The sequence below is a fragment of the Halalkalibacter lacteus genome (assembly GCF_036663595.1).
GTDB lineage: Bacteria > Bacillota > Bacilli > Bacillales > Bacillaceae_D > Halalkalibacter > Halalkalibacter lacteus.
The window spans coordinates 80718-94151 of record NZ_JAWRVL010000017.1; the positions used below are offsets into that span (position 1 = coordinate 80718).

General features: G+C 37.5%; 8 protein-coding genes. 7 read left to right on the plus strand and 1 reads right to left on the minus strand.

Features of this window, described 5'->3' with window-relative positions:
- The first annotated feature begins 9 nt into the window (after positions 1 to 9).
- The 6 genes from SAZ04_RS13630 (at position 10) to SAZ04_RS13655 (ending at position 8893) form a co-directional block, all read left to right on the plus strand.
- Positions 10 to 1458, plus strand: a complete 1449-nt coding sequence (locus SAZ04_RS13630) for a glycoside hydrolase family 32 protein (RefSeq protein WP_332696008.1) — start codon at positions 10 to 12, stop codon at positions 1456 to 1458.
- A 126-nt stretch (positions 1459 to 1584) separates the two neighbouring features.
- Positions 1585 to 2550, plus strand: a complete 966-nt coding sequence (locus SAZ04_RS13635) for a carbohydrate kinase family protein (RefSeq protein WP_332696010.1) — start codon at positions 1585 to 1587, stop codon at positions 2548 to 2550.
- Positions 2551 to 2746: 196 nt separating this feature from the next.
- Complete coding sequence (locus SAZ04_RS13640) at positions 2747 to 4177, plus strand: glycoside hydrolase family 32 protein (protein ID WP_332696012.1); 1431 nt, start codon at positions 2747 to 2749, stop codon at positions 4175 to 4177.
- A gap of 271 nt (positions 4178 to 4448) precedes the next feature.
- Positions 4449 to 5351 (plus strand): aldo/keto reductase, encoded by a 903-nt coding sequence (locus SAZ04_RS13645; protein ID WP_332696014.1) that lies wholly within the window; start codon positions 4449 to 4451, stop codon positions 5349 to 5351.
- Positions 5352 to 5942: 591 nt separating this feature from the next.
- Entirely contained in the window at positions 5943 to 6893 is a 951-nt protein-coding gene (locus tag SAZ04_RS13650) for a sugar ABC transporter substrate-binding protein (protein WP_332696016.1), read from the plus strand.
- 437 nt (positions 6894 to 7330) lie between these two features.
- A complete protein-coding gene (locus SAZ04_RS13655; RefSeq protein ID WP_431309006.1) occupies positions 7331 to 8893 on the plus strand; it encodes a glycoside hydrolase family 32 protein in 1563 nt (520 codons plus the stop codon).
- Positions 8894 to 9092: 199 nt separating this feature from the next.
- On the opposite strand, the gene SAZ04_RS13660 is transcribed toward SAZ04_RS13655, so the two are convergent.
- Positions 9093 to 10754, minus strand: coding sequence for a GMC oxidoreductase (locus SAZ04_RS13660; RefSeq protein WP_332696018.1), 1662 nt, complete (start codon positions 10752 to 10754; stop codon positions 9093 to 9095).
- A 266-nt stretch (positions 10755 to 11020) separates the two neighbouring features.
- Between SAZ04_RS13660 and SAZ04_RS13665 the strand changes: the two genes are divergently transcribed.
- Entirely contained in the window at positions 11021 to 12853 is a 1833-nt protein-coding gene (locus SAZ04_RS13665) for a UbiD family decarboxylase (protein WP_332696020.1), read from the plus strand.
- Positions 12854 to 13434: the final 581 nt, after the last annotated feature.

Genomic DNA, 13434 nt, shown 5'->3' on the forward strand with positions numbered 1-13434 from the left:
GTTATTAAATTGACAGTCGATTTATTAGAAAAATACAGACCGAAATTACACTTTGCTCCTAAACAAAATTGGATGAACGATCCAAATGGAATGGTATATTTCGAAGGTGAATACCATCTATTCTATCAATATTATCCAAATGGTACGACGTGGGGGCCCATGCACTGGGGCCACGCGGTCAGTAAAGATATGATTTCATGGGAGGAACTTGATATTGCCCTATATCCAGATGAGCATGGAACGATTTTCTCTGGAAGTGCTGTAGTCGATTGGAATAATACGTCTGGATTTTTCCCTGACGCGCCAGGGTTAGTCGCTATTTTTACGCATCATTTAGATGGTACCGAAGAAAAACCATCGGTTCAAACACAAAGTTTAGCATTCAGTCATGACAAGGGAAGAACGTGGACAAAGTATGAAGGAAATCCTGTACTTGGTCATGAAACGAAAGTAGACTTCAGAGATCCAAAAGTGTTCTGGCATAAGGAAACAGAAAAATGGATTATGTCATTAGCAACAGGTCAAACGATCACCTTTTATTCATCAACAAACTTAATTGATTGGAAGTTTGAAAGTGAATTTGGTGAGGGGATGGGTTCTCATGATGGTGTATGGGAGTGCCCGGATCTATTTAAGTTAAAGGTAGAAGGCAGCAATGAAGAGAAATGGGTGTTAATTGTTAGTATTGGAGATAATCCTGAATTTGATCAGGGATCATTTACTCAATATTTCACTGGATCCTTTGATGGTTCAACCTTTACTGCAGATCATGACTCGATTAAATTGCTCGACTTTGGAAAAGACAATTATGCAGGAGTAAGCTTTTCTGATATCCCTGAAGAGGATGGAAGACGTATTTATCTTGGCTGGATGAGTAACTGGAGATATGCGAATCAAGTTCCAACTGAAGGCTGGAGAAGTCAAATGACACTGCCGAGGGAACTTACCGTTCGAAAAGTTGGACAAGATTATAAAGTTGTACAAAAACTAGTAAAAGAATTGAATTCCTATTTTTCTAAAAAGGAAGATATTCACGATGTTATAGTAGATGGAACAAAAACATTTAAAATGGATGAATCGAATGTAGATTTGGATTTAAATATAGAACGAGTGGATGCAGAGCAATTCGGTATTACTTTGCATCATACTGAAGAACAACATACGACGATAACGTTTGATCAGGAAAAGAACGCGTTGGTAGTAGATCGTAAAAATTCTGGAGCAATTGATTTTTCGGATATGTTTTCACTTGATCAAGAAGTGAAGCTAGAGAATATAGACGACATTCAACTGCGTCTGGTTGTTGATTCCTCTTCCGTAGAACTTCTTGTAAATGAAGGGGAATATTCAGTAACAAGCTTAGTCTATCCAGATAAGGCATGTGAAGGTATTTCAGTTTTTACTTCAAATGGAGCCATTAAAGTTACAAATGGCTACGTATCATCTCCTAGTAAATAATTAGGAAAGTAAAATTTGGTATATAGAGTAAAGAGATTAGGAGGAAACAGGTAAATGAGGTGAGACATCCTCTCTATGTTTCCTCCTTTTTTATCACACTAATCACAACAAAGAGGTGAAAGGTTCATGAATTCAAATTCATCAGTTATTTGTATAGGAGAGTTGTTAATAGACTTTTTCTGTACAGATATAGGAGTCGACTTAGTTAGAGGCCAAAATTTTGAAAAACAGGCAGGTGGTGCACCTGCCAATGTTTGTGCAACGATTGTGAAGTTAGGTGGAACTGCCGCGTTCAGTGGAAAGGTTGGCAATGATCCGTTTGGTTACTTTTTGAAACAGACACTAGATACGTTAAAGGTTAATACATCGATGCTCGTGTTAGATGATAAATATCCAACAACATTAGCATTTGTCTCGTTAAAGGAAAATGGAGAAAGAGATTTTGTTTTTAATCGAGGGGCTGATGCCTTTTTAGCTGAAGAAGAGCTCGATAAAGACAAACTTAGAAGTGCTAGTATTTTGCATTTTGGCTCAGCCACAGCTCTATTAGAAGCCCCATTTCGTTCTACTTATTTAAATGCGATGAAATCAGCTAAAAAAGAAGAACAGTTTATCTCTTTTGACCCTAATTATCGGTCAGATCTTTGGAAAGGAAGAGAGTCCAGTTTTGTAGAGTTAGTTAAACAGGGAATTGCTCTAGCTGATTTTGTCAAAGTAAGTGATGAGGAACTACGAATCATTTCTGAAGTAGATGAATTAATAAGAGGAGTTGAAATTCTACACCAACTGGGAGCAGGATTAGTAGCTGTTACATTAGGAAAAAATGGAACATTGATTTCGAATGGACAAAAGCAACAAACGATTCCTAGTATGAAAGTTGATTCAATAGACTCTACTGGTGCAGGAGATGCATTTGTCGGTGCTATGCTTTATCAGTTAGCAAACGAAAAAGAACCGAAAAAAGCTTTAGAGGACTTTGAACAAATCAAAACAATTACTACGCTTAGTAATAAAGTAGGTGCCATCGTTTGTACGAGAGTAGGAGCGATTGCAGCAATCCCAACGCTCGATGAAATTTTTCAAAAGGGCTGAGTTTCTCTTATTTTAAATCCTACAGAAAATTTACGCAGTTGGTGAGAATGTGATTCTTCTCGCCAACCCTTCTTTCTTCTTAAAAGCGGTTTAGTGTTAGAGATTACGTCAATGAACTTATCATGTGAACAAATTACTTTACACTAGTGCAGTTTTTCTATTAATACATTTATAAGAATGAAAGGAGAAATAATCTTTGAGTGAATTTTTCTATCGGCCCGATAATGCCTGGGTTGGGGATGTGATCCCCTATTATGAGGATGGTGAATTTAAGCTTTTCTATTTGCATGGATGGAGAGGAAACTATAGGGAAGGGTTTGTAAACGGCTGGTATCTACTTGGAACAAACGACTTTTGCGATTACAAGGAATATGGACCTTGCAAAATAGAGGGCGGTACCGGACATATTTTGAAGGTCGATGGTCTTTATCATATGTTTTACTGTATTTTCCCAAAGGGCAAGCAACTCGTTTCTCACGCTACTAGCCATGATCTGATTCACTGGAAGAAAGATCCGGATGCAACCTTTGCAGCGGATGACAATATTTATGAGCTTTCCGATTGGCGTGATCCTTTCGTATTCTGGAATGAAGATGAACAGCAATATTGGATGGTTCTTACCGCCAGGGTCAAAGGAGCAACAGAGCGAAAAGGGTGTACAGGTTTGTTAACATCTAATGATTTAAAGAGTTGGGAGTATCAAGAGCCATTGTACGCTCCAAATATTCATGTTGGTGCTCATGAGTGTCCTGATTTGTTTCAAATGGGTGAGTGGTGGTATTTAATTTATTCCGCTTATACGGATCGGTTTGGAACGTTTTATCGAATGAGCAAGTCGCCGAATGGCCCATGGATCACACCTAAAGAAGATACGTTTGATGGAAGAGCCTTTTATGCAGCAAAATCGGTATCTGATGGCGAGAAGCGCTATTTGTTTGGCTGGAATCCTACTAAGAACGAAGATATATTCGGCTGGAATTCCATTAAGCATCTTGGAAAGGACTATCATACATGGGATTGGGGAGGAAATCTAATCGTACATGAAATCCTGCAGCGGGCAGATGGAACACTTGCGGTCAAGGTGCCAGATACGGTGGATCAGGCTTTTGCTATTGAGAAAAAACTGAATTTTGCGTCGGTTCTTGGAGAGTGGGATATCAAAAATTCAGAGCGGATCTATTGTGAATCACCTTACTCCTTTTCAAGTGTCTTGAGTAATGAGGATTTACCTAAGCAATGTAAAATTTCGATGGAATTGTCTTTTACGGAAGAAACTCAAGGCATTGGGTTGTTGCTCCGCGCACAATCTTCATTAGTTAATACATACATCATCAGACTGGAGCCAAAGCGTAATCGAATCACGTTCAGGTCAGATATAATGCAAAGCGAAGAAGGGGGAAAAACCTTTCCTTATGAGGTTGAACTAGAGAGACCGATAGATTTGATTCCTACTCAACCGTACGAAGTAAAAGTATTCATTGACGATACAATGTGTGAGATTTATGTTGACCAAACGATTGCCATGAGTGTGCGCATGTATGATATCAACGAAGGCAAGTTTGGTTTATTCGTCAGTCAAGGAACGGCTCTTATTAAGAATACGAAGATTCATACTATCGACGGGTAATTGTTCTCATACTCTTTCAATCCATAATGAAATTTTCAATTTTTTCAATAGCTGTAAAAATGAAACCTTAAGAAAACACGATGATGAAGGTCTGTTGGAGCCAGAACTAAGTAAAGAATTTCGATTGCAAGTTGTCACTGCAGGTGAACACGTTCAGGTCGAGTTAGATAAAGTAGCCTTTTATATAGGAAACATCTATTCTCTATTAAACTCTGCAGATATCACTTAGATAATCTAATGAAAATAAACGAATCCATGGAGGGGTCTTATTGTGAAAGTAAATCTAGATGATCATTTTTCAATATCAAAAGTAGTGATCGGATGTATGCGAATGCATGAATGGAATTTTGATGTGGAACAAAGAATTGAATTTGTTGAATGGTGTATTGAACAAGGAATTACAACATTTGACCATGCTGATATATATGGTGGCAATCATCAGAACGAAGCACTATTCGGAGAAGTTCTTCAAAAGAAACCGCAGTTAAGAGAAAAAATTGAAATCATTACAAAATGTTCAATCTGTGTTCCTAATAATGAAAATCCGAATATTAAAACGAGATATTTCAACACGGGTAAAGAGTATATCATCAATCAGGTAAATCAATCATTAGAAAACCTGAAGTGTGAATACGTTGATTTGCTGCTTATTCATATGCATGACTTGCTCGTTAACCCGCAAGAATTAAATGAAACTCTAAATCAATTAAAAGAGGAAGGAAAGGTTAAATTCTTTGGATTATCAAACCATAATCCGTTGGAATTTGATACATTGCAAAAATATATAGATGTAAAATTTGTTACTCATCAATTTATGTTGAATCCATTGGGAATCGAAAATTATAAGAATGGAACGATGACTCATTGCTTAAGGGAAGGAATTCATCCTATGTTTTGGTCACCGCTCGCAGGGGGAAGAATTTTCAATCCTAGTAATGCCTTTGAAGAAAACATGAAGAATGTATTAGAAGGTATTAGGCAAGAGCTTCAGCTAGAGGATATAGATGAAGTGGTATATAGATGGCTTCTGAAGCATTCATCTGATCCTATTATTGTATTAGGGACAGGAAATAGAGAGCGTATAAAGCGAGCATTGGATTCGTTAGATGGCACACAGATGACAAGAGAACAATGGTACAAAATCCTCACAGAAGCAGGATATGAATTATGTTGAGAAAAAGAAGGTAAAGTGATTTTTAAAAAGCTTAGTGTTTAAAAGTTGAATCACGATTCAAGCAGTGTGAAAGTATGTTCGAGGAGGCTTCTTTTGATTGATTACTCAAGAAAGAGCAGAGTTTTTCACGCTTGGCCCCTAGGAGAGCTGAATCGGAAAGTAGTAAGAAAAAGTTAAGGCTCCCGACGGAATTCTTTCTTCGGTTGAGAAAGAGTAAGCAGTTAGGTATATAATGTAGGAAATCCTCTAGTTAAGTGACTAGGGGATATTTTGTATTACTGGGCTTGTAGAAAGTGTTTTGTCTTATTTGTAATCGGTTTCGATTCCCGAAAATTTTAAATGTTCGCATCTGAAAATATTGAAATTTTATTTCTAGTACTTTTGTTATAGTGAAAACAAGAATAGAGCCTAATCAAAAAATAATTGATTTTAGAGGTGCCTGTAACTGAAAAGAAGGAATATCATAATGATCTTAGCTTTTGCGGTAATGGTAGGACCAATTTTGATAGCTGTATTTAATCATATAATGGTACCAAGTGATTATAATATTGAAACAGCTTAGTCTAGAAATATGAAATGAAGGGGTATCAAATGTTAAAAAGGTTAATTGTTCTTCTTCTTGTTATCTTTTCATTGTCTTTTATTTTAATAATATTTATATATAAACCATTAATAGATGAAAAACCTACAGTAACCGTTGTTTTAAAAGATTTAGATTCAGAGTATTGGAGAATTGTTGAAGCTGGGTTAAGAAAAGGATTCCTTGATTTTGGTATAGAGGGTGAAATTATTGCTCCCACTAACTTATCTTTTCTAGAGCAGATCGATTTGTTAGAAAGTGTTCTTATTGAAAATCCTGATATATTAATTATATCCCCCATGTATCCACATTATAGTATTCCTACTTTAGAAAGGTTTATTGAAAAAGAAATTCCCGTTTTTTTATTAGATACCGATCATCAATGGGAGAATAAAACAACTTATATCGGTACTGATAACGTTGCTTTAGGTAGAAGAGCAGGAGCGTTACTTGGTTCTGAGCTGCAGCCTGGAAATGAAGTTGCGATAATAGGAGTAGATTTATATAGTCAGGATGCATCTGAACGGATAAAGGGAGCTAAACTAAATTTAGAGGCTGCAGGAATTGAGATTGTTGCAGAAAAAGTAAATGTTTACTCTGAACCTTTGAAAGTTAAAGAGGAGATCGAAATGATTTTAGAAGCTCATCCTAAAGTTAAAGGGATAATGGCTACCAATGACGAATTGGCATTAATTGCTTTTGAGGTGATTGAAGAGCATGGGCTTAAAATGCCAATCATAGGAGCAGATGGAATGAACGATATGATTGAATTGATAGAAGAGGGAGAGCTATCTGGGACCGTAGCACAGAATCCTTATGATATGGGATATTTAAGCGTTGAAACCGTAAAGAAAGTGATAAATGGGGAGAATGTTGAAAAACATATTGATAGTGGAGTCGATATCATCATTAAAGGAAATGCGAAGCAGAGGGTAGAGTTCCAGAAAAGATTATTGAAATAAAGTATTCCAATTTTTAACGCTTTTATTAGGAACGAGAACGGATACAGTATCACCATTATTGGGGATGCCATGCTTGAATCAGGAGAAAATGGACAATCGGTGAATTTAAAAAACTAATGTAAAAGTAAACTAAGAAAAAATATCTCATTTCAAATCGACAGGTACAGTCTCCTGTCGTTTGTTTGTGCTCACTATGTTTTGAGAGGTTCGTACATGAGAAGTAAAAAGATCGTTCTGTTAAAAATAAAACTTTACGAATGGGATTTTTTTGGACTTAAACCCTAATATTATCGTTAATAAAGTACAAACTATTGTTGAAGAAAAGTTCATTTAAATATCTACCAAACAGCTAATTGCTTGGACACTTATCTGGTTTACGCTTTGGTTGGAGGGTTTACTTTGAGTTATGAGCTAGCATATTAAAGGGAGGTAAAAAAATGAAGGCTTTGAGATTGAATAGAATCTTCTTTATTATTGTGATTTTGGCACTTTTTACACATGTTTTTAGCATGAACACCCTTAAAGTCACAGCAAACACAGAAAACCATTCCAATGGTTATTACTCTGAAAAATATCGACCTCAATTTCATTTCTCTCCAGAAAAAAATTGGATGAATGACCCTAATGGCTTGGTTTTCTATAAAGGAAAATATCATATGTTTTATCAATATAACCCTTATGGTAACAAGTGGGGGAACATGAGTTGGGGGCATGCCGTAAGTGAGGATCTTGTCCATTGGACACATCTCCCTGTTGCTTTGAGGCCTGATAAGCTTGGAATGATCTTTTCTGGAAGTGCTGTAGTGGACAAAGATAATACAAGCGGGCTTTTTAAAGAAAAGCCTGGTGGTCTTGTTGCTATATATACGAGTGCGGGAGAAACGCAGCAACAAAGTATCGCCTATAGTACAGATGAGGGTGTAACATGGATTAAATATGAGGGGAATCCAGTTATTCCGAATCCAGGAATAGAAGATTTTAGAGATCCAAAGGTTATTTGGTATGAGAAAGAGAAAAAGTGGGTTATGCTTCTGGCAGCAGGCAATCATATAAGACTTTATTCTTCAAAAAACTTAATCGAATGGAAATATATGAGTAAGTTTGGAGAAAATGAAGGAGCCCACGGAGGGGTTTGGGAGTGTCCGGAATTATTTGAACTTCCTGTGAATGGAGATCCCAACAATACGAAATGGGTTCTACAGGTGGATATTAATCCTGGAGCTGTAGCTGGAGGTTCTGGAGGACAGTATTTTGTTGGAGAATTTGACGGTGAGACATTTATCAATGACAATCCTCCTGATGAAATTCGTTGGATAGACTATGGAAAAGACTTTTATGCCACACAAACATGGTTTAATACGAATGGTCGGAAAATTTGGATTGGCTGGATGAATAATTGGGAATATGCTGAATTAATTCCAACTCATCCGTGGAGAGGTGCCATGTCTCTTCCTAGAGAATTAACATTAAAAACAATTCCAGGAGAAGGAATTAAGCTGATTCAAACTCCTGTTAGTGAATTGCAGGCAATTAGGCAAAGCCCATATGAATGGAAAAACCAAAGGATAACACCTGGGCAAAATATTCTTTCTGATATAACCAGTAACACCATTGAAATCAGAGCTGAATTTGAACTAGGATCTGCTACCGAGTTTGGATTTAAGGTAAGAAAAGGGGAAAATGAAGAAACCATTGTCGGATATGATACAGAACGCAACCAGTTGTTTGTGGACAGAACTAATTCTGGAGTAGGTCAATTTCATGAACAATTTCCTGGGAAGCATACAGCTCTGCTTCATCCTGTAGATAATCGAATAGAATTACACATTTTTGTAGATCATTCATCTGTTGAAGTGTTCGGAAATGCGGGTGAGAGAACAATTACAGATCGAATTTTCCCTGATCCTTCAAGTAAAGGTTCTGAATTATATGCTAAAAATGGAGATGTACAGTTAATTTCTTTAACTGTCAACGAGTTAGACTCCATCTGGCATAAATAAATGTCTCCATAAGATTGAGCACAAGAATCTTGAAGAAAAATCATCACGGCCTCGTAAAAATAAAGTTTAGCAGAGTCTATTAGGTATTGAATTCAAGCAATACTTCCCTTAATCGCAGTCAAAATAAAAAGTCTTCAAATTGCCTTATGATGAGGTGGTTTGAAGGCTTTTTTTTAAGTGAATCCTTAAATATTACTAATTATTTCAAGTCATTATCGATATGATCTGCTGTACGAATTGACAAGGCGACAGTGGTCAGGGTGGGGTTTACGCCGCTAGAAGGTAAGAGGCTGTTGTCTGCTACAAAGAGACCACGGACATTATGAATTTGACCATATCGATTGGTTACAGAAGTCAAAGGATTATCACCCATACGACAAGTTCCCCCTGTATGGAAAGTTGATCCAGGCGGGTTCATACAAATATTCGGCTTTCCATTTATTCTATCTATAGGTGTCTTCATAATTTTGGAAACTTTTTCTATCTCAGCAGACATTTGATGAATGATCTCTTTATCCTTTTCACTATAGGAGAAATGAACCTGAATTTCTGGAAACCCATATTTATCCTTCCTGCTAGGGTCTAGGTAGATCCTATTTTCGAAACGTGATTCAACTTTCCCGTACCCACTTAAACCAATCATCAATTCCTCCTCCAAGGATGGTTCTTCTTCATAAGGCTGCTGCCAAAAGTAGTCTCCATGAATTCCAAATGGACCTCCAATTTGAATTTGGTAAGGACGCTGTTTTGTTTGGGGAACGATAATACCTAAAGGCCCTAAAGTTTCGGGGAATTCTCTGCGATTTGTTTTTCCGACAGCTCCTACATTAGAAGAGTCGATCAGATAATGACCGATTGCCCTTCCTTGAACTCCTGAATTTAACAAAATTTTGGTGGTGTCGAAAGTACCTGCTGACAAAACAATATATTTGGCTTTAAGAAAATACGTTTTCTTATCTGGTGACATAACTTTTACACCAGAAGTTTTACCATTTTCTACAGTAACTTGAACAGCCTGCGCGTTAACAGCTAAATCAAAGGTTTTACGGTTTAGAGCATAGGCAAGAAAAGCAATAGAACTCCAATTGACATTTGAAGTAATCACTCCTTGTTGTGTAGGTAGTAGGTCAGCAGCTACAGGAAAGTTTATTACATCATAATAGCCACTATTTTGAAGACGTTGAAGAAGGATAGATTGAATTGACGACCGCTTAAAATATTCATTCGTGACATCCATAGCTTGCTCGGCGATTCTATAGTAAAGATCCATCTCCTTTACTGGGACTGGCCATTCTATATCAGAAAAAGGCATTCGTGGAGAGACTAAGCCCCAAACTAATGTTTTCCCCCCTAAGGCATCTAGTACACGTGCACCTGGGAGCATAGGTAGCGATTTTCCAATGGGGCGGGAAACTGTTTCAAAATAATTACTGAGACGTTCACTATCCATAGTAGCTAAGTTTCGTGCATGTGTTTGCAGCAAAAGATCTCCTTTTTCAATAATACCGATTCGTTTATTATTATTTCTCCATTTTTCACACAATCTTCGAAGAACAGATCCACCTCCAGCTCCGGTTCCAACAATAAGAACATCATAATCCACTTGTTCCATCTCCTCTAATGATGTCAAAGGAATCCAATGATGAAGGTAATTCAACGGTTGAGGAGGGGGACACGGTGGTATTTTGATCTGTTCCGTATCTGGCCTTGTAGAAGAAGGAAGCTTGATGGCTCTGCCGACTATATTCTTATCAGGACTTATAATATCTGGATTGCGAGAAATGACATCCATTATGTCGATATCTGCTTTTTCCGCGATAGTTCTAAGCGTATCTCCATCATCCGCAATATAGATCTTCATGATTTTCACGTCCCTTCCATTCTAAATACGTATAGATATTCTTTAATATGAATGAATGACGTATTTTATGAGAGAAATAGAGCACTTGCGTTATTCTATTCAATGGCTCAAGCGTTTCACTATGTTGCCCATGGAGGAAAATGGGTGTATGTGGGACACTGAATATCGTTGCGCTCAAATTACCTTGGCACCGATAAAGCAGACATTATACACTAAAACGAGTATAATGAGTGTAATTATGTTATAGAAATAGGAGCTAGAAAACCATGCATCGTAATTTAGAAGAATGTATCGTTGATTTAGAGAAAAATGGTCAATTGGTTCGTGTTCGTGAAGAAGTTGACCCGCATCTTGAGATGGCTGCTATTCACATGAAAGTTTTTGAGGCTGGCGGACCTGCTTTGTTGTTCGAAAATGTAAAAGGCTCAAAATTCAAGGCAGTATCTAATTTATTTGGCACCATTGAGCGAAGCAAATTTATTTTTCGCAAAACGTTAGAAGCTACACAAAGTGTCATCGCCTTACGAAACGATCCGATGAGTTCGTTGAAAAATCCGTTTAAACATATCGGTTCAGGCTTAGCAGCTACAAAGGCTTTGCCTCTTAAAAAATCTGGCAGCAAACTAGATGGATTTCAAGAAATACAAATTTCTGATCTTCCACTCATTCAGCACTGGCCAGATGATGGAGGGGCGTTTGTGACTCTACCTCAAGTGTATAGTGAAGATCCGGAAAAGCCGGGCATTATGAACGCCAATTTGGGGATGTACCGAGTTCAACTCAGTGGTAATGAATATGAATTAAATAAAGAGATTGGTTTGCACTACCAAATTCATCGAGGAATTGGTGTTCATCAAGAGAAGGCCAATAGACTAGGTATTCCGCTAAAAGTGAGTATTTTTATTGGTGGGCCTCCTGCTCATACATTAGCAGCTGTAATGCCACTTCCAGAAGGATTAAGTGAAATGACATTTGCCGGACTATTATCTGGACGTCGTTTTCGTTATAGCTATGTCGATGGCTATTGCATTAGCCATGATGCAGATTTCGTCATTACTGGAGAGATTCATCCAGGTGAAACGAAGCCGGAGGGACCATTTGGTGATCATTTAGGTTATTACAGTCTAACACATCCATTCCCATTAATGAGAGTACATAAAGTGTATGCAAAGTCTAATGCAGTTTGGCCGTTTACCGTTGTTGGACGTCCTCCTCAAGAAGATACGGCATTTGGCGATCTCATTCATGAGTTAACAGGTGATGCGATTAAACAGGATATTCCTGGTGTCAAAGAAGTTCACGCAGTCGATGCAGCAGGTGTGCATCCATTGCTATTTGCCATAGGGAGTGAACGGTACACGCCTTATCAAACAGTGAAGCAACCAGCAGAACTGCTCACACAAGCAAATCGAATCCTCGGTACAGGACAACTGAGCCTTGCTAAATATTTGTTTATGACAGCAGAAGAGACACAGCCTTTAGCTACCAGAAGAGAAGTGGAATTTCTAACTTATCTATTAGAACGAATTGATTTACAACGAGATATTCATTTTCAAACGAATACAACGATTGATACGCTGGATTATTCGGGTACGGGATTAAATACGGGAAGTAAGGTTGTCTTCGCAGCTTGTGGTAATAAGAAAAGAGAGCTGTGTACAGAAGTTCCTGACATCGTAAATAATTTACAGATGTTTAAATACCCACGATTAGTAATGCCGGGTGTTGTTGCGTTAGAAGCTCCTGCATTTTCAACTAATGAACATGCACAAAAGGAAATGAAGGAATTAAGTATGGCGATTGAGCAGCAAGGCTTGATGCCTACTTGTCCAATGATCATAGTATGTGATGATAGTCATTTTATGAGCGAATCAGTCAATAACTTCCTATGGGCAACCTTTACGCGTAGCAATCCTTCTCATGATATCCACGGGGTGAATAGCACTTATGAATATAAGCACTGGGGTTGTGACAACATCATTATTGATGCCCGTACAAAACCACATCATGCTCCGCCTTTAATTCCTGACTCTGTTGTAGAGAAACAGGTTGAACGTTTCTTTATTAAGGGAGCGAGTTTGGGTGGAAAAGTAGACTGATAGAAAAGAAAATGATTATATCCTCTTAATAAGTTAGGCTACGAGGGAGAAATTTAAAGAATTCTGCAATTGAACTGTTGCTAATGAATTAATTCACCCACTAACTTGGCTCCAGTGGCAAATTAGTGGCTTCACCATGTGATGTATTTTCACATGGTTTTTTTGTTGATTTCATACAATAATATCTCTTATTTCCTGTAACTTTAGGCTGTGTCAAAATGGTATTTTACATAACATGACTTCAATCAAAGACGACTAGTTAGTCAAAACAATTATTCCGAAACATTTTACTTTATTCACAAACAACGAGAATTTATGTGAGCAAAACTGACGTGAAAGCAGTATTTAAAATAAGTATTTGTAATAATCAACTCAACAATACTTTATGAGGTGATTTATAAATGAAATTATCTGAATTGAAAAAAGTGGACACGGGAGGGCACTGAAAAAGTCCATCGAGGAAGCGGCAATGGCTCCGCACGTTGCGCGCCTGCTATGAGAAATTTAATGTGTACCCTTTGTAAAGGACAATTTTAAGAAGCCTGTGCTATTTCAAGGAGATGATCTCTGTATTGAACAGG